Origin of the sequence: Kitasatospora sp. NPDC086801, assembly GCF_044745805.1 — a bacterium.
Classification (GTDB): Bacteria; Actinomycetota; Actinomycetes; order Streptomycetales; family Streptomycetaceae; genus Kitasatospora.
In genome coordinates, this window is the sequence record NZ_JBIVAX010000072.1 from 1 (window position 1) to 17,746 (window position 17,746).

Sequence of the window (17,746 nt, forward strand, 5' to 3'; positions counted from 1 at the left end):
GTTGACTTTTGGCACGCTGTTGAGTTCTCAAGGAACGGACACTTCCTTCAGGCCGCCTTCCAGCGGGCCCTCCGGGCGCTTCGTTCTTTCGTGTTTCAAGCTTATCAGATGTTTTCAGCTCCGTTTTCCGGAGTTTCATTTACCTGATCGACTTTTGCCTTTCGGCGCTCCCGAACTCTATCAGAGTTTCTCGGGCCGTTTTCCGCAGTCATTCTCGAATTCACATTCGAGGATTTCCTGCGGGGCCGTCCCGTGGGGCAACCCGGAGAACATTACGCACCGGGCTGCCCCACGTCAAACCAGCCATCACCAGGCCGTCGACCGGCAGTCGACCAGCCGTGGACCGACCTTCGACGAGCCGCCGGAGGCTTAGACCTCGACGACGACCGGCAGGATCATCGGCCGGCGGCGGTAGTTGTCCGCCACCCACTTGCCGAGGGTCCGACGGACCAGCTGCTGAACCTGGCGGGGCTCCAGGACGCCGTCGCTCGCCGAGCGGTCCAGGGCCTCCTGGAGCTTGGCCGCGACCGGCACGAACGCGCTGTCGTCGATGCCGGAGCCGCGGGCCTGGAAGGTCGGGCCGCCCACCATCTTGCCGTTGGCCGAGTCGACCGCGACGAAGACCGAGATGAAGCCCTCCTCGCCGAGGATCCTGCGGTCCTTGAGCGAGGCCTCGGTGATGTCGCCGACCGAGGCGCCGTCCACGTAGACGTACCCGGCCTGCACCTTGCCGACGATCCGGGCGACGCCCTTCTCCAGGTCGACGCAGACGCCGTCCTCGGCGATGACCACGCGGTTGCGCGGAATGCCGGTGGCGATGCCCAGCTCGGCGGCCGCCCGCAGGTGGCGCCACTCGCCGTGGACCGGCATCAGGTTGCGCGGCTTGCAGATGTTGAAGAAGTACAGCAGCTCGCCGGCCGAGGCGTGACCGGAGACGTGCACCTTGGCGTTGCCCTTGTGCACGACCTTGGCGCCCCAGCGGGTGAGGCCGTTGATCACGCGGTAGACGGCGTTCTCGTTGCCCGGGATGAGCGAGGAGGCCAGGACGACGGTGTCGCCCTCGACGATGCGGATCTGGTGGTCGCGGTTGGCCATCCGGGACAGCGCCGCCATCGGCTCGCCCTGCGAGCCGGTGCAGATCAGCACGACCTCCTTGTCCGGCAGGTCGTCGAGCTGCTTGACGTCGACGACCATGTTGCCGGGAACCTTCAGGTAGCCGAGGTCGCGGGCGATGCCCATGTTGCGGACCATCGAGCGGCCGACGAAGGCGACCTTGCGCTTGTACTCGTGCGCGGCGTCCAGCACCTGCTGGATGCGGTGCACGTGGCTGGCGAAGGAGGCGACGATGATGCGCTTGTCGGCGTTCGCGAAGACGTTTCGCAGCGCGGCCGAGATGTCCCGCTCGTGCGGGATGAAGCCGGGGACCTCGGCATTGGTGGAGTCCACCAGCAGCAGGTCCATGCCCTCTTCGGCCAGCTTGGCGAAGGTCGGCAGGTCGGTCAGGCGGCCGTCGAGCGGCAGCTGGTCCATCTTGAAGTCGCCGGTGGCCACGACCATGCCCGCGGGGGTGCGGACGGCGACCGCCAGGGCGTCCGGGATGGAGTGGTTGACCGCGATGAACTCGCAGTCGAAGGGGCCGATGCGCTCGCGCTCGCCCTCCTTGACCTCCAGCACGTACGGCCGGATGCGGTGCTCGGCGAGCTTGGCCTCGATCAGGGCGAGGGTCAGCTTGGAGCCGATCAGCGGGATGTCCGGGTTCTCCCGCAGGAGGAACGGGACGGCGCCGATGTGGTCCTCGTGCCCGTGGGTGAGGACGATGCCGTCGATCTTGTCGAGGCGGTCCCGGATGTAGGTGAAGTCCGGGAGGATCAGGTCCACGCCGGGCTGCTCGTCCTCGGGGAAGAGGACGCCGCAGTCGACGATCAGGATGCGGCCCCCGTATTCGAAGACCGTCATGTTGCGGCCGATCTCGCCGAGGCCGCCGAGCGGAGTGATGCGGAGGGCGCCCTCCTTCAGAGCCGGGGGTGCGCCGAGTTCGGGGTGCGGGTGACTCAAAAGACTCTCCTCACGACGCACGCCATATGCCCGGGGTCCTCCCCCTGAAGACATATGGCGTGCGTACTCAGTGTCGTTTTCCTACTGGGTCGGTGCTCTCGCGCCGTCGGTCCGGTCCAGCGGCGGGCCCGTGAGGGTCCGGCGAGCCGGGGCGCGCACGTCTTCGTCTGCTACAGGTGTACCCCGCCGGCGGCGAGATCCTCCGTCAATCGCGCGATCTCCTCGGGAGTCGCGCCGACCAGCGGCAGCCGCAGCGGGCCGGCCGGCAGTCCCTGGAGCTCCAGCGCGGCCTTGGCGAGGATGACGCCCTGTGTGCGGAACATACCGCTGAACACCGGGAGCAGGCTCTGGTGGATCGCCGTGGCCTTGGCCACATCGCCGGCCAGGTACGCCTCGATCATCGCACGCAGTTCGCCGGCCACGACGTGTCCGACGACGCTGACCACACCGGCGGCTCCGACGGACAGCAGCGGCAGGTTGAGGACGTCGTCACCGGAGTACCAGGCGAGGTCGGAGCGGGCGATGGCCCAGGCGGCGGCGCCGAGGTCGCCCTTGGCGTCCTTGTTGGCGACGATCCGCGGGTGCTCGCCGAGGCGGACCAGCGTCTCGTGGCTCAGCGCGACGCCGCTGCGGCCCGGGATGTCGTAGAGCATGACCGGCAGCCCGGTGGTGTCGGCGATGTGCACGGTGTGCCGGTACAGGCCCTCCTGCGGGGGCTTGCTGTAGTACGGCGTGACGACCAGCAGGCCGTGGGCTCCGGCGGCCTCCGCCTGTCGCGCCAGTTCGGCGCTGTGGTGGGTGTCGTTGGTGCCGACGCCGGCCACCACGTGGGCGCGATCCCCGACCGCCTCCACCACGGCGCGGACGAGCTGGGCCTTCTCGGCGTCGCTGGTGGTCGGGGACTCGCCGGTGGTGCCGTTGACGACGAGGCCGTCGTTGCCGGAGTCCACGAGGTGCGTGGCGAGGCGCTGGGCGCCGTCGAGGTCGAGTCCGCCGTCGGCGGTGAACGGGGTGACCATCGCGGTCAGGACCCGGCCGAACGGCGTCTGGGGGGTGGAGGTCGGAGCCATGCGTCCAAAGCTACTCGTAGGGGGTGGGGCGGTACCCACACCGGTCCAGTGTTCGGACAGGGGCATACCGCGCGAAGCGGCGGAAACGGGCGGTGACATGGGATTCCGGTGCTGCCCGCTCGGGGGTTCGGGCAGCACCGGAATCCGTGTTCATGAATGTAGGGAGCGGCTAGAAAAGCCGCAATCCAGACATGCCAGACACTCCGCCCATATGCTTATCACCCCAGGTCAGGGGGCGACCCGGCCGTGCTTCTCGAAGGCCGCATGGGTGAGCGGCATGAGCCGCGCCCACTCCTGCTCCATCTGCTCGGCGACCATCTCGATCTCGCGCTGCGGGAAGGACGGCACCGCCGAGTGCTCCCGCTTGGTCCGCAGCGACAGGAAGTGCATCAGCGAGCGGGAGTTGCAGGTCGCGTACATCGAGGAGAACAGGCCGACCGGCAGCACCGCGCGGGCCACCTCGCGGGCCACGCCGGCCGCCAGCATCTCCTGGTAGCGCGCGTAGGACTCGCGGTACGCGGCCTCCATCGCCTCGGTGGTGGTCCTGTGCTGCTCGGGGGTGCCGTCGACGAACTCGTAGCGGCCCGGGCGGCCCTGCTGGACGAGCTTGCGCTCCTCCGCCGGGACGTAGAAGACCGGCTGCAGCTCGCGGTAGCGGCCGGACTCCTCGTTGTAGGACCAGCCGCTGCGGTGCCGGTGGAACTCCCGGAACACGAAGATCGGCGCGCTGATGAAGAAGGTCATCGAGTTGTGCTCGAAGGGGGTGCCGTGCCGGTCCCGCATCAGGAAGTTGATCAGGCCCTTGGACTTCTCCGGGTCCTGCTGGACCGCCTCCAGGGACTGCTCCCCCGCGGTCGAGACGCGGGCCGCCCAGATGACGTCCGAGTCGGCGGCCGCGCTGCGGACCAGCTCGACCGTGACGTCGCTGCGGAAGCTGGGGGCCGTCGGTTGGTCGCTCACGCGTTACTCCTTGCGGGTTCGGTGCTGTGCAGCTTGATGGCGTGCTGCATGGTCTTGCGGGCGCGCGGGGTGTCGCCGGCGTCGGCGTACGCCACCGCGAGGCGGAACCAGACCCGCCAGTCGGCCGGCGCGGCCTCCGCCTCGCTCCGGCGGCGGGCGAACACCGCGTCGGCCGAGGCCCGGTCGATCCGCCCGCCGGTGGTGCGCTGGAGCTCGTCCACCGGCAGGCCGCCCTCGGCCTCCAGCTCCCGGGCGAGTTGCTCGCTGGCCCGGCCGAAGCGGACGGTCTGACGCAGGAACCAGACGCCGATCACCGGGATGACGAAGGCGCACAGGCCGATGCCGATGCCGAGCGGCTTTCCGGTGGCGACCAGCTGGACGCCCTCCCCGACGCAGAGCAGGGCGACCAGCAGCAGCACGCCGGACAGGACGAAGAAACCGGTACGGGACGTCATGCCGGGCTCACAGGTCCAGGAAGTGTTCGAGGCCGAGGGTCAGCCCCGGCGTCTCCACGACCTTGCGCACACCGAGCAGGATGCCCGGCATGAAGCTGCTGTGGTGCAGCGAGTCGTGCCGGATGGTGAGCGTCTCACCGGTGTCGCCGAACATCACCTGCTGGTGGGCGAGCAGCCCGCGCAGCCGGACGGCGTGCACCGGCACCCCGTCCACGTCGGCGCCACGGGCGCCGGGCAGGCCGTGGGTGGTCGGGTCCTGCTGCGGCGGGCGGCCGGCCTCGGCGCGGGCGGCGGCGATCAGCTGCGCGGTGCGGGTGGCGGTGCCGCTGGGGGCGTCGGCCTTGCGGTCGTGGTGCAGCTCGACCACCTCGACCGACTCGAAGTACTTCGCCGCGGTCTGGGCGAACTTCATGCCGAGCACCGCGCCGATGGAGAAGTTCGGAGCGATCAGCAGGCCCAGCTCGGGGGCCTGGTCGAGCCAGCCTCGGACGGTGGCCAGCCGCTCGTCCGTCCAGCCGGTGGTCCCGGTGACCACGTGGATGCCGTGGTGCAGGCAGTAGTCGAGGTTGCCCATCACCGAGTCCGGGTGGGTGAGTTCGACGGCGACCTGGACGCCGGCCTCGGTCAGCTCCGCAGGCTCGGACCCGCGGCCCAGGGTGGCCACCAGCTCCAGGTCCGGCGCGGCCTCGACGGCCTTGACCGCCTCGGAGCCGATCCGGCCGTTGGCACCGATCACGGCGACACGCAGCGTCATAGCGAAATGTCCTCTCACACCAGCAGATCGGCGAGCTTGGCGGCCCGCTTGTCGTTGACCGGGCCGATCAGCGCCAGCGACGGCCGGTACGCGCCCAGCACATCACGGGCCACCGCGTGGACGTCGTCCAGGGTCACGGCCGCGATCCGCGCCAGCATCTCGTCCACCGACAGGTGGTGTCCGTAGCTCAGCTCGGCCTTGCCGATCCGGTTCATCAGCGAGCCGGTGTCCTCCATGCCCAGCACGGTGGAGCCGGAGATCTGGCCGATCGCGCGCTGCAGCTCCTCCTCGGTGATGCCCTCGGCGACCACCTTGGCCAGCTCCTCGCGGCAGATCCGCAGCACCTCCTCGACCCGCTTGGGCTGGCAGCCGGCGTAGATGCCGAACAGACCGCTGTCCGCGTAGGACGAGGAGTACGAGTACACCGAGTACGCCAGGCCGCGCTTCTCCCGGACCTCCTGGAACAGCCGGGAGCTCATCCCGCCGCCGAGGGCCGCGTTGAGCACGCCCATCGCCCAGCGGCGCTCGTCGTGCCGCGGCACCCCGGGCACGCCCAGCACCAGGTGGGCCTGCTCGGTGGAGCGGTTGAGCACCTCGACCCGGCCGGCCGTGCGCAGCGCCTTGACGCCGCGGCGGGCCTCGGCGGGGGCCGCGTCGGAGCGGGCCAGCACCGGTGCGAAGGCCTGCTCGACCTGCTTGACCACTGCGTGGTGGTCGAGGTTGCCGGCGGCCGAGACGACCAGGTTCTCGGGCCGGTAGCGGCGGCGGTAGAAGCCGGCGATCTGCTCCCGGGTGAGTGCCTTGATGGTCTCCTGGGTGCCCAGGATGGGGCGGCCGAGCGGACCGCTGCCGAAGATCACCTTGGCGAACAGGTCGTGCACCACGTCGCCCGGGTCGTCCTCGGCCATCGCCATCTCCTCCAGGATGACGCCGCGCTCGGCGTCGACGTCCTCGGAGCGGATCAGCGAGCCGGTGACCATGTCGCAGACCACGTCGATGGCCAGCGGCAGGTCGGTGTCCAGGACCCGGGCGTAGTAGCAGGTGTTCTCCTTCGCGGTGAAGGCGTTCATCTCGCCGCCGACCGCGTCCAGGGTGGCCGAGATGTCCAGCGCGCTGCGCCGCTCGGTGCCCTTGAAGAGCAGGTGCTCCAGGTAGTGGGTGGCGCCGTTGAGCTGCGGGGTCTCGTCCCGCGAGCCGACGCCGACCCAGATGCCGAAGGTCGCGGAGCGCACCGTCGGCAGGGTCTCGGTGACGACCCGAAGGCCGCCGGGGAGGACGGTGCGGCGCACCGTGCCGGCGCCGTCGGCGCCCTTGAGCAGGGTCCGGGTGGAGCCGGGGCGCTGCTTCGCCGCCGGGGCCTGAGCCACGGGGGTACCTCCAGAGGAAACGCGCGTGGGAGCGCACGGACGAACGCGGGGGCAACAGGGTGCGGCCCGCACGCCGGGAGGCGTACGGGCCGCAAGGGTCAGCTAGCGGCGCTTCACTCGGAAGCGGTCTCGCCGGCTTCCTCGCCCTCGACGACGGGGATGAGGGAGAGCTTGCCGCGCGGGTCGATCTCGGCGATCTCGACCTGCACCTTGGCGCCGACACCGAGGACGTCCTCGACGTTCTCGACGCGCTTGCCGCCGGCCAGCTTGCGGATCTGCGAGATGTGCAGCAGGCCGTCCTTGCCCGGCATGAGCGAGACGAACGCGCCGAACGTCGTGGTCTTCACCACGGTGCCCAGGTAGCGCTCGCCGACCTCCGGCATGGTCGGGTTGGCGATCTGGTTGATCGTGGTGCGGGCGGCCTCGGCGGCCGGACCGTCGGCGGCACCGATGTAGATGGTGCCGTCGTCCTCGATCGTGATCTCGGCGCCGGTGTCCTCCTGGATCTGGTTGATCATCTTGCCCTTGGGGCCGATGACCTCGCCGATCTTGTCCACCGGGATCTTGATGGTGATGATGCGCGGCGCGTTCGGGGACATCTCGTCCGGCGTGTCGATGGCCTCGTTCATCACGTCGAGGATGTGCAGACGCGCGTCCTTGGCCTGCTTCAGCGCGGCGGCCAGCACCGACGCCGGGATGCCGTTGAGCTTGGTGTCCAGCTGCAGGGCGGTGATGAAGTTGCGGGTACCGGCGACCTTGAAGTCCATGTCGCCGTACGCGTCCTCGGCACCCAGGATGTCGGTCAGCGCGACGTAGTGGGTCTCACCGTCGACCTCCTGGGAGATCAGGCCCATGGCGATACCGGCGACGGCGGCCTTCAGCGGCACACCGGCGTTCAGCAGCGACATGGTGGAGGCGCAGACCGAGCCCATCGAGGTGGAGCCGTTGGAGCTCAGCGCCTCGGAGACCTGGCGGATGGCGTACGGGAACTCCTCGCGCGAGGGCAGGACGGGGATGATCGCCCGCTCCGCCAGCGCGCCGTGGCCGATCTCGCGACGCTTGGGCGCACCCACGCGGCCGGTCTCGCCGACCGAGTACGGCGGGAAGTTGTAGTTGTGCATGTAGCGGCGACGCGTCTCCGGGGAGAGCGTGTCCAGCTGCTGCTCCATGCGCAGCATGTTGAGGGTGGTGACGCCCAGGATCTGGGTCTCGCCACGCTCGAACAGGGCCGAGCCGTGCACGCGCGGGATGGCCTCGACCTCGGCGGCCAGGGTGCGGATGTCGGTGACACCGCGGCCGTCGATGCGGACCTTGTCCTTGATGACGCGCTCGCGGACGACCTTCTTGGTCAGCGCGTTGTAGGCGGCGCTGATCTCCTTCTCGCGGCCCTCGAACTCGGGGAGCAGCTTCTCGGCGGCCAGCGCCTTGACGCGGTCCAGCTCGTTGTTGCGCTCCTGCTTGCCCGGGATGGTGAGGGCCTGGGCGAGCTCGTCCTTGACGGCGGCGGTCAGCGCGGCGAGCACGTCGTCCTGGAAGTCCAGGAAGACCGGGAACACGCCGGTCGGCTTGGCGGCCTGGGCGGCGAGCTGCGACTGGGCGGCGCACAGCACCTTGATGAACGGCTTGGCGGCGTCCAGACCGGCGGCGACGACGTCCTCGGTCGGCGCCTCGGCGCCGCCCTCGACCAGCTTGATGGTCTTGTCGGTGGCCTCGGCCTCGACCATCATGATCGCGACGTCGCCGTCCGGCAGGACGCGACCGGCGACGACCATGTCGAAGACGGCCGACTCCAGCTCGCTGTGGGTCGGGAAGGCCACCCACTGGCCGTTGATCAGCGCGACGCGGACGCCGCCGATCGGGCCGGAGAACGGCAGGCCCGCCAGCTGGGTGGACGCGGAGGCGGCGTTGATGGCCACCACGTCGTACAGGTGGTCGGGGTTGAGCGCCATGACGGTGCAGACGACCTGGACCTCGTTGCGCAGGCCCTTGACGAAGGACGGGCGCAGCGGGCGGTCGATCAGGCGGCAGGTGAGGATCGCGTCCTCGGAGGGCCGGCCCTCACGACGGAAGAACGAGCCGGGGATGCGGCCCGCGGCGTACATGCGCTCCTCGACGTCCACGGTCAGCGGGAAGAAGTCGAAGTGCTCCTTCGGCTGCTTGGACGCGCTGGTGGCCGACAGCACCATGGTGTCGTCGTCCAGGTAGGCCACAGCGGAACCGGCGGCCTGACGGGCCAGACGGCCGGTCTCGAAGCGGATGGTACGGGTGCCGAAGGAACCGTTGTCGATCACGGCCTCGGCGTAGAACACGTTCTCTTCCACCTGGAAGATCTCCTCTTTCGTGCGTCTCCGGGAGAGCGTCCCCGCGCTGCCTGCCGGCTGGCCCTGGCCCTCCTGACAAGGAGGGCGGCAGTCGGGCCGGTCTTCGATCGAAGCCTCCGGGGTGCTCCGCTCGGTCTGCGGGGCTTCCGGGGGCCACTACCGAGGACCGGCGCCTCACGGCTGCCGGGCCGGGACGGGCGGTCCGCGTCTGGACGCTCTCTCGGATGCGGGCGGCTTCCGTTTGAAGCCTTCGGCCCGCGGGGGGTTCGGGTTCGTCTGCCCGGGTGGCGCGCTGGTGCGCCATCACCGGGCATGCCCACAACCCTACGGTGCAATCCTCGGCCACCTGGGGAGGTGCGCGCGAGTTGTTATGTCCGGGCGCCGCGGCTCGGGGGGTCCGCGGCATACGCGCGAGGGGCGGCTCCCCGGTGTGGGGAGCCGCCCCGAGCGGCGGTCTTAGCGGGCGCCACCGGCGGCACCGCGGCGGATGCCCAGGCGGTCGACGAGCGTACGGAAGCGCTCGATGTCCTTCTTGGCCAGGTACTGCAGCAGGCGGCGGCGCTGGCCGACCAGGATCAGCAGGCCACGACGCGAGTGGTGGTCGTGCTTGTGGGTCTTGAGGTGCTCGGTCAGGTCCGCGATGCGACGGGAGAGCATGGCCACCTGGACCTCGGGGGAACCGGTGTCGCCCTCCTTCTGGCCGAACTCGGCGAAGATCTGCTTCTTGACGTCAGAGGCGAGAGCCACTGCAACTCCTTCAGGTTCTACCGAGTGGTCCTGGTCGACAACACAGGACTCATGAGAACTCGGTGTCGTGACGGAGCGCGGCCGGCGGTCCGCGACCGACCGGAGGCGGACACACGGCTGCGCTCGAAGGCCAAGGGTACCAGTGCCGCCCACCCGGCCGGTCGGCGGGCCGGACGGGCGGGCGGAGCGGGCCCGCCGGTCAGCTGGTGACGCCGCGGACCAGCCGGTAGACGTCCAGGACGGCGAGCGCCAGCGGGACGAGGGAAATCAGGGTCAGGCTGTCGACCAGGTCCAGGATGCGCCCCCAGAACGGGGAGACGCCGAGCCGGGGCACCACCAGCGCGATCGCGGCGAGCAGCGCGGCGCCGAACGCGATGGAGGCGGCCAGCCAGATGGTGCGCAGGTCGACCTCGGTGGAGCTGGTGGCGCGCAGGATGAACTGCGGGGTGTGCAGGGACAGGCCGATGATCAGCAGGGCCAGGCCGAGCAGTCCGGCGATGGTGAGGCTGAAGACCTGCGCGGTGTAGCGGAACAGCCGGGCGCGCAGCATCGTGGCCAGGCCCAGGGCGAGCGCGAGCAGCTCGGGGAACGTCCGGTCGGTGAAGCCGAGGACGGCGCAGGAGCCGACCACCACCGCGGCGCAGCCGCCGACCAGGCCGACCAGGACCTCGTGGCCGCGACGGGCCTGGTGGGCGATCCGCTCGTACTGGACGGCCTCGGCGCGCTCGGCCTCCTCGTCGTAGTCGCGGCTGCGGGTGCGGGTCTGGCCGGGGGCGCTGAAGCCGACGGGCAGCCGGGCGAAGCGGGCGGAGAGGCCGGGCAGGAAGCCGATGGCCGCGACGGCGGTGACGCCGGTGACGGCGGCGATGTGCCCGGCGGGGGTGTCCGGCAGCAGGACGGCGGCGAAGGTGGCCAGCGTGCCGGCGACCGCGACCAGGGCGGCGGCGACGAACACCGCGTCCTTCTCGGGGAGCAGTCCGACCAGCAGCACGGCGACCACCAGGACGGCGACGCAGCCGGCCAGGAACTGGAGCCGGCCGGGGCCGTCCCACGGATGGGCGACGGCGAGGATGCCGCTGCCGCCGATCATGGCGTGCGGCAGGGCGCCGAGGCCGAGCGCGAGGGCGGCGTGGGGGTCCTGGTAGACCCGGGCGCGGACGCCGGCCAGCGCGGTGAGGACGACCGCGGTGACGCCGGCCAGGACGCCCGGCAGGCCGTGCATGTCGTGGCGCAGGTCGGCGAACCAGAGCGCGAAGCCGAGCAGGACGAGCAGCAGTCCGGCGCCGATCAGGCCGAAGGCCCGCATGAGTTCGGCGCTCCAGAGCCGGCGGTCGGTCTCGACGGCGCTGGCGATCGCGTCGGCGACGTCGTCGTAGACGGCCGGCGGGAGGGACTCGGCGAAGGGGCGCAGCGCGAGCAGGTCGCCGTCGCGGACCTGCTGGGCGGCGAGCGGCAGGCCGCTGTCGAGGACGGTGCCGTCGCGGCGGACCAGGTGGAAGCCGGTGGGCGCGCCGTCGGGCTGGCTCTGGTTGGCCAGGCGCAGCACCTCGGGGTAGACGTCCGCGAGCGGGACGTCCTCGGGCAGGGCGACGTCGATCCGGCGGTCCGGGGCGACGACGGTGACCCGGCAGTAGCCGGTCGCGGCGGGACTCGTCATCGCCGCACCTCGATCCTTCGACGCACTGGGCGCTCCCCCTGTGTTGACGGTGCCGCGGCACGGCGGCGCTCGGTGTGGCAATGGAACCGGCCCGACCGGGCCGGGGTGTGTCTCATCATTCCCGCCGGGCGCGCTGATCCGGCAGAAATGATGAGACACACCTGAGTTGGCGCGGCGATACCCTACCCGCTCGGTTCGTGCCCGGCGCCGGTGCGGGCCCGGGCCCTGGCGGGCGGTGCGGGGTCGACCGTTAGGATCGGCCCCTGCGCGCGGTACGGGGGGCGGCGCCGTGTGGTGCGTCCTCACCCGTGTGAAACCCGTACGAGCCGTACGAGTCCAGTTGCGTGAGGGCTGATGCCGAAGTGATCTATCGACGCCGCGGGGTGGATGACACATGGGTGTGATCACGGTCAAGCGCCCGGGCAGGGCCTATCCGCCGGCGGTGCCGGACGAGCCGGTGGAGCTGGTGACCCCGCCCGAACTGCCCCGGCAGGGCGGCGAGGACTGGCTGATGAGCATCCTGCCGATGCTCGGCATGGGCGGCTCGGCGGTGTTCTTCTTCTCGCCCGGCGCGCAGGCCCCGATGAAGATCATGGGCGGTCTGATGGTCGCCTCGACGGTCGGCATGGTGCTGGCGCAGATCGTACGGGCCCGCAAGGGCGGTTCGACCGCGATGGCGGACGAGCGGCGCGACTACCTCAAGTACCTGCAGCAGATGCGCCGCCAGGTGCGCCGCACGGCGGAGCGCCAGCGCGGCGCGCTGCTGTTCCTGAACCCGGCGCCGGACCAGCTGTGGTCGATCGTGGCGGACGGCCGGCGGCTGTGGGAGCGCCGCACCGGGGACGGCGACTTCGCGCAGATCCGGGTGGGCCTGGGCCCGGTGCAGCTGTCGACGCCGCTGGTGGCGCCGCAGACCGCGCCGATGGACGAGCTGGAGCCGCTGTCGGCGGCCGCGATGCACTCCTTCCTGAAGGCCCACGGCACGCTGCAGGACCTGCCGTTGGCGGTGTCGCTGCGCGCCTTCTACCACGTCACGGTGTGCGGGGACGCGGACTCGGTGTACGGCAACGTGCGCGCGATGATCGCCCAGTTGACCACCCTGCACTCGCCGGACGACCTGCTGGTCGCGGTGGCCGCGGCGCCGGGCGCGGCGGAGGAGTGGGAGTGGACCAAGTGGCTCCCGCACAACCAGCACCGCAAGGAGGCCGACGGCGCGGGCTCGCGCCGGCTGACCGCCACCGACCTGGCCGAGCTGGAGTTCCTGCTGCAGGACGAACTCGCCGGCCGCCAGCGGTTCGTGCGGGACGCGGCGCCCGCGCCGGACCAGCCGCACCTGGTGGTGGTGATGGACGGCGCCGGGGTGCCGCCGAACTCGCTGCTGGCGAGCCCCGAGGGCGTGCAGGGGGTGACCGTCATCGAGGTGGTGCCGGGCGACCTGGACGAGCCGAGCGGGCACCTGATGGTGACGGTGAGCCCGCAGGAGCTGGTGCTGCGCTCGGCCTCCGGGGCGACGTACACCGGCACGCCGGACCTGCTCTCGGTCTGGCAGTCCGAGGCGCTGGCACGGCAGTTGGCGCCGTACCGGATCTCGGCCGGCGGGGACGACGAGCCGCTGCTGTCGAACCTGGACTTCACCGACCTGATGAACTCGGGCGACCCGGGCTCCTTCGACGTGACGCGCAGCTGGCGCCCGCGCGCCCAGCACGAGCGGATGCGGGTGCCGATCGGGGTCGGCGCGAACGGCGAGCACGTCTACCTGGACATCAAGGAGGCCGCGCTGGAGGGCATGGGCCCGCACGGCCTGTGCGTGGGCGCGACCGGCTCCGGCAAGTCGGAGCTGCTGCGCACCCTGGTGCTGGCGCTGGCGATGACGCACTCCTCGGAGATCCTGAACTTCGTCCTCGCCGACTTCAAGGGCGGCGCGACCTTCTCCGGCATGGCGGACATGCCGCACACCTCCGCGGTGATCACCAACCTGGAGGGCGAACTCACCCTGGTCGACCGCATGCGCGACGCGATCGAGGGCGAGCTGCACCGCCGCCAGGAGCTGCTGCGCTCGGCGGGCAACTACGCCAACATCCACGAGTACGAGCGGGCCCGGGCCGCCGGCGCGGCGCTGGACCCGCTGCCCTCGCTGGTGCTGATCATCGACGAGTTCTCCGAACTGCTCACCGCCAAGCCGGACTTCATCGAGATGTTCATCCAGATCGGCCGGATCGGCCGGTCGCTGGGGGTGCACCTGCTGCTGGCGTCGCAGCGCCTGGAGGAGGGCAAGCTGCGCGGCCTGGACACCTACCTCTCCTACCGGATCGGTCTGCGCACCTTCTCGGCGGCCGAGTCGCGGGCGGCGATCGGCGTGCCGGACGCCTACCACCTGCCGCCGGTGCCGGGCGTCGGGTACCTCAAGTTCGGCGAGGACGTGATGGACCGGTTCAAGGCCGCGTACGTCTCGGGGCCCTACCGGGCGCCGGGGCAGCAGCGGTCGACCGGCGGGCGGCGGGTGAACGCCCGCCCGGTGCTGTTCACCGCGGCCCGGGTGGAGCCGCCGGAGCCGACGGTGGAGGAGGAGGCGCCGCTCGCCCCGGAGCAGGACGACGCGCTGGTCGACACCGTGCTGGACGTGTTCGTGCAGCGGATGACGGGCCAGGGCCCGGCCGCGCACCAGGTGTGGCTGCCGCCGCTGGAGGAGGCGCCGAGCATGGACCACCTGCTGCCGCCGCTCCAGGTGGTGCCGGAGCGCGGGCTGACCGCGCCCGGCTTCCCGGCGGGCCGGCTGCGGGTGCCGATCGGCATCGTGGACAAGCCGCGCGAGCAGAAGACCGACGTCCTGGAGGTCGACTACGCGGGGGCGGCCGGCCACGGCCTGGTCGTGGGCGGCCCGCGCTCGGGCAAGTCGACGGTGGTGCGCACCACGGTGGCCTCATTCGCGCTCACCCACACCCCGCTGGAGGTGCAGTTCTACCTGCTGGACTTCGGCGCGGGCAGCTTCCAGTCGCTGGCCGGGCTGCCGCACGTCGGCGGGGTGGCCGGGCGCCTGGACGTCGACAAGGTGCGCCGGATGGTCTCCGAGGTGCACGGGGTGCTGAACCGGCGCGAGGAGCTGTTCCGGGCCGCCGGGATCGACACCATCGGCACCTACCGGGCCCGCCGGGCGGCCGGTCAGCTGCCGGACGAGGCGTTCGGCGACGTGTTCCTGGTGATCGACGGCTGGAACACGTTCAAGCAGGAGTTCGAGGTGCTGGAGCCGGTGATCGGCGACATCGCCCAGCGCGGCCTCGGCTACGGCGTCCACCTGGTCATCACCGCGGCCCGGTACGCGGAGGTGCGCCCGGCGCTGAAGGACCTGCTGCAGAACCGGACCGAGCTGAAGCTCGGCGACCCGATGGAGTCCGAGGTGGACCGCCGGGTGGCGCAGAACGTCCCGTCGCTGGCCGGGCGCGGCATCACCCCGGAGCGGCTGCACTTCCTGTCCGGCCTGCCGCGGCTGGACGGCTCCTGCGCGGTGGACGACCTCCAGCACGGGGTGGCCGGCCTGGTCTCCGCCGTCGACGGGGCCTGGACCGGCCCGCGCGCGCCGCAGGTGCGGATGCTGCCGGCCGTCCTGGACGGGAACTCGCTGCCGAAGGGCTTCGAGCGCCCGGAGCGCGGGATCGCCTTCGGCGTGGACGAGGCCGAACTGGCGCCGGCCTTCGTGAACTTCGAGACCGACCCGCTGTTCATCGTCTTCGGCGACACCGAGTCGGGGAAGTCCGCGCTGCTGCGGATGCTGATCAAGCAGATCACCGAGCGGTACACCTCGGACCAGGCGGGCATCGTGGTCGGCGACTACCGGCGCGCGCTGCTGGGCACCGTGCCGCCGGAGTACCTGGTGGAGTACGCGGCCGCGCAGCCGGCCATGACGACCATCGTGGACATGCTGCGCGGGGCCTGCGCACGCCGCCTGCCCGGCCCGGACGTCACCGCCGAGCAGCTGCGCAACCGCAGCTGGTACAGCGGCAAGGACATGTTCGTGATCGTGGACGACTACGAACTGGTCGCGACGAGCTCGGGCAACCCGCTGGCGCCGCTGGCGGAGTTCCTGCCGTTCGCCCGGGACATCGGCCTGCGGGTGATCGTGGCCCGCAGCGCGGGCGGCGCCGGCCGCTCGCTGTACGAGCCGGTGCTGCAGCGGATGCGCGAGCTGGGCGGGCAGGGCGTGATCCTCTCCGGGAACCGGGACGAGGGCGCGCTCCTGGGGACGGTCAAGCCGATGCCGCTGCCGCCGGGCCGCGGGGTGTACGTGTCGCGCCGGGTGACCGGCGGGCAGATGGTCCAGACGGGCTGGCTGCCGCTGGTGTGAGGGCGCCGGCGCACCGCGCCGACGGCTACGGACAGTGATCGAGGGGTCGGGCTCACGGGAGCCCGGCCCCTTTCGCGTCCCAGGTGTCGAAACGTTACCTAGATCTTTCCGGGCCGGGGCTGCGGTTCCCGCACCCCGCCCGGAGTTGACGGCCGCAGCTGAGGCCGCCTGGGCGTATTGCCGTCTGGCTCCATGGACGCCTTTGAAAGGCAGCTTGCAACACTCTGTTCACCTTGGATTCAAGCGCAATGTGGCAGAGGTAACAAGTCGGGCAAACCTCACAATGACCGTGCGTGATCATCGGATCGCATGCCTATACCCTCCCGCGCAACGGATTCCGAAGCATTTCGGCCATTGACGCAATCAATACGCCCAAGGTTCCATGGCGGCCAAGGAGCGACCCAACCGGAACCCGAGCAGACAGCCAGCGGAGGCGATACCGCTCCCCCCACAGGACCGCACAGAGCCGATCGGAAGCCAGATGACCGACACGCTTCGCCCGCCACGCGCCGCGACCCCCGCGACGGCCGACACCGCCGCCGCGCCCCAGCAGCTCAAGCGCTCGATCGGCGTCGTGGGCGGCACGCTGCTCACACTGTCCTGCGTCACCCCGGCCTCCACACTCTTCGTGATCGTGCCGGAGCTGTTCTCCAGCATCGGCAGCGCCACCGCCCTGGCCATCGCCATCGGCACCGTGCTGTGCGTCGCCGTCGCGTTCTGCTACTCCGAGCTCGGCACCCTGATCCCCAGCGCCGGCGGCGAGTACGCGATGGTCGGCACCCTCGCCGGGCGGCTGGCCGGCTGGCTGGTCTTCGTGCTCTCGCTGATCGTGGTGATGATCGTCCCCTCGGTCATCGCCCTCGGCACCGCCGACTACCTCGCCCCCGTGCTGCACCTCGACAAGGCCATGACCGGCGCCGCCGTGATGCTCGCCGCCACCCTGGCCGGCCTGCTCGACCTGCGCGCCAACGCCTGGATCACCGGCGTCTTCCTGGTGCTGGAGGTCATCGCGGCCGGCGTCGTCTCGGTGCTCGGCTTCTCCCACGCCAACGGCGACGCCCCCAGCCTGCTGCACGGCGTGGTCACCGGGGACGGCGGCGCCACCACCACGGTGAGCATCGGCGCCATCGTCGGCGCGCTCGGCATCGCCCTGTTCATCACCCAGGGCTTCTCCACCGCCGTCTACCTCTCCGAGGAGCTGGAGAACCCCCGCCGCAACGTCTCGCGCACCGTGCTGTGGACGCTCGGCATCTCCGCCGCCGTCATCCTGATCCCGGTCGTCGCCATCACCATGGGCGCCCCCGACCTGCAGACCCTGAGCTCCGGCGACATCTCCGGCATGGTCACCGCCTGGAGCAACTCCGCGGTCGGCACCTTCATCAGCCTCTGCGTCGCGCTGGCGATCATCAACGCCGGCATCGTCATGGTCATCCAGAACTCCCGGGTCCTGTTCGCCTCCGCCCGCGACAAGGCCTGGCCCGAGCCGGTCAACAAGGCCTTCGGCACCCTCGGCCGGTTCGGCTCCCCGTGGGTCGCCACCCTGGCCGTCGGCCTGCCCGGCGCCGCGCTCTGCTTCGTCAAGGGCGAACTGCTCAGCAACATCACCGGCGTCGCCGTCACCGGGATGTACCTGCTGGTCGCGATCGCCGCGCTGCTCTCCCGCCGCGCCCACCACAAGCACGCCGCCGCCTGGCGGATGCCGCTGTGGCCGGCCGTCCCGGTGGTCCTGGTCGCCGTCCTGGTCTACGTGATGACCCAGCTGGACATCGTGCCCCTGCTGTGGACCGGCGGCATCACCGCCGCCGCCACCCTCTACTGGCTGTTCTACCTGCGCCCCCGCCAGGACACCCGCTGGGTGATCAGCCTCCCCGAGGACCAGCAGCCCTGACCCCCACCCCTCCCCCACACGGCAGTGCCCCGGGCTCCCCGGCGGTCTCTAGGAGTCCTCGCAACACCTGATGGCCTATGCGGTTGTCAGTAGATCACGCAGACGCTCGGCTGGAGTTCTCCAGCCGAGCGTT

General features: G+C 71.1%; 11 protein-coding genes. 2 read left to right on the plus strand and 9 right to left on the minus strand.

Features of this window, described 5'->3' with window-relative positions:
* Window positions 1–369: 369 nt before the first annotated feature.
* The 9 genes from ACIPLC_RS37270 to eccD all read right to left on the minus strand — a co-directional run bounded on the left by ACIPLC_RS37270 (window position 370) and on the right by eccD (window position 11,386).
* Entirely contained in the window at window positions 370–2,055 is a 1,686-nt protein-coding gene (locus tag ACIPLC_RS37270; protein ID WP_400477504.1) for a ribonuclease J, read from the minus strand.
* A 170-nt stretch (window positions 2,056–2,225) separates the two neighbouring features.
* Window positions 2,226–3,125, minus strand: coding sequence for a 4-hydroxy-tetrahydrodipicolinate synthase (dapA, locus tag ACIPLC_RS37275; protein ID WP_400477505.1), 900 nt, complete (start codon window positions 3,123–3,125; stop codon window positions 2,226–2,228).
* Between the two features lie 228 nt (window positions 3,126–3,353).
* Window positions 3,354–4,085: an FAD-dependent thymidylate synthase gene (gene thyX / locus ACIPLC_RS37280; RefSeq protein WP_363586537.1), complete on the minus strand. Its 732-nt coding sequence runs from the start codon at window positions 4,083–4,085 to the stop codon at window positions 3,354–3,356.
* Window positions 4,082–4,540, minus strand: coding sequence for a hypothetical protein (locus ACIPLC_RS37285; RefSeq protein ID WP_400477506.1), 459 nt, complete (start codon window positions 4,538–4,540; stop codon window positions 4,082–4,084). The genes thyX and ACIPLC_RS37285 overlap by 4 nt, the downstream gene beginning before the upstream one ends.
* A 7-nt stretch (window positions 4,541–4,547) precedes the next feature.
* Entirely contained in the window at window positions 4,548–5,294 is a 747-nt protein-coding gene (gene dapB / locus ACIPLC_RS37290; RefSeq protein WP_400477507.1) for a 4-hydroxy-tetrahydrodipicolinate reductase, read from the minus strand.
* Between the two features lie 14 nt (window positions 5,295–5,308).
* Window positions 5,309–6,661, minus strand: a complete 1,353-nt coding sequence (locus ACIPLC_RS37295; RefSeq protein ID WP_400477508.1) for a M16 family metallopeptidase — start codon at window positions 6,659–6,661, stop codon at window positions 5,309–5,311.
* Between the two features lie 113 nt (window positions 6,662–6,774).
* Complete coding sequence (locus ACIPLC_RS37300; RefSeq protein ID WP_400477509.1) at window positions 6,775–8,982, minus strand: polyribonucleotide nucleotidyltransferase; 2,208 nt, start codon at window positions 8,980–8,982, stop codon at window positions 6,775–6,777.
* A gap of 456 nt (window positions 8,983–9,438) precedes the next feature.
* Window positions 9,439–9,729, minus strand: a complete 291-nt coding sequence (gene rpsO, locus ACIPLC_RS37305; protein ID WP_063347607.1) for a 30S ribosomal protein S15 — start codon at window positions 9,727–9,729, stop codon at window positions 9,439–9,441.
* A gap of 199 nt (window positions 9,730–9,928) precedes the next feature.
* Complete coding sequence (gene eccD / locus ACIPLC_RS37310) at window positions 9,929–11,386, minus strand: type VII secretion integral membrane protein EccD (RefSeq protein WP_400477510.1); 1,458 nt, start codon at window positions 11,384–11,386, stop codon at window positions 9,929–9,931.
* 394 nt (window positions 11,387–11,780) lie between these two features.
* Here eccD and eccCa point away from each other — a divergent pair, with 394 nt between their 5' ends.
* Entirely contained in the window at window positions 11,781–15,725 is a 3,945-nt protein-coding gene (gene eccCa, locus ACIPLC_RS37315; protein ID WP_400477511.1) for a type VII secretion protein EccCa, read from the plus strand.
* A gap of 481 nt (window positions 15,726–16,206) precedes the next feature.
* Window positions 16,207–17,613: an APC family permease gene (locus ACIPLC_RS37320; RefSeq protein WP_400477512.1), complete on the plus strand. Its 1,407-nt coding sequence runs from the start codon at window positions 16,207–16,209 to the stop codon at window positions 17,611–17,613.
* Window positions 17,614–17,746: the final 133 nt, after the last annotated feature.

Excerpts from the sequence above, each read along its gene's own strand:
- dapB (WP_400477507.1), bottom strand. The coding sequence starts at position 5,294 with ATGACGCTGCGTGTCGCCGTGATCGGTGCCAACGGCCGGATCGGCTCC.
- ACIPLC_RS37320 (WP_400477512.1), top strand. The coding sequence starts at position 16,207 with ATGACCGACACGCTTCGCCCGCCACGCGCCGCGACCCCCGCGACGGCC.
- eccD (WP_400477510.1), bottom strand. The coding sequence starts at position 11,386 with ATGACGAGTCCCGCCGCGACCGGCTACTGCCGGGTCACCGTCGTCGCC.
- eccCa (WP_400477511.1), top strand. The coding sequence starts at position 11,781 with ATGGGTGTGATCACGGTCAAGCGCCCGGGCAGGGCCTATCCGCCGGCG.
- dapA (WP_400477505.1), bottom strand. The coding sequence starts at position 3,125 with ATGGCTCCGACCTCCACCCCCCAGACGCCGTTCGGCCGGGTCCTGACC.
- ACIPLC_RS37285 (WP_400477506.1), bottom strand. The coding sequence starts at position 4,540 with ATGACGTCCCGTACCGGTTTCTTCGTCCTGTCCGGCGTGCTGCTGCTG.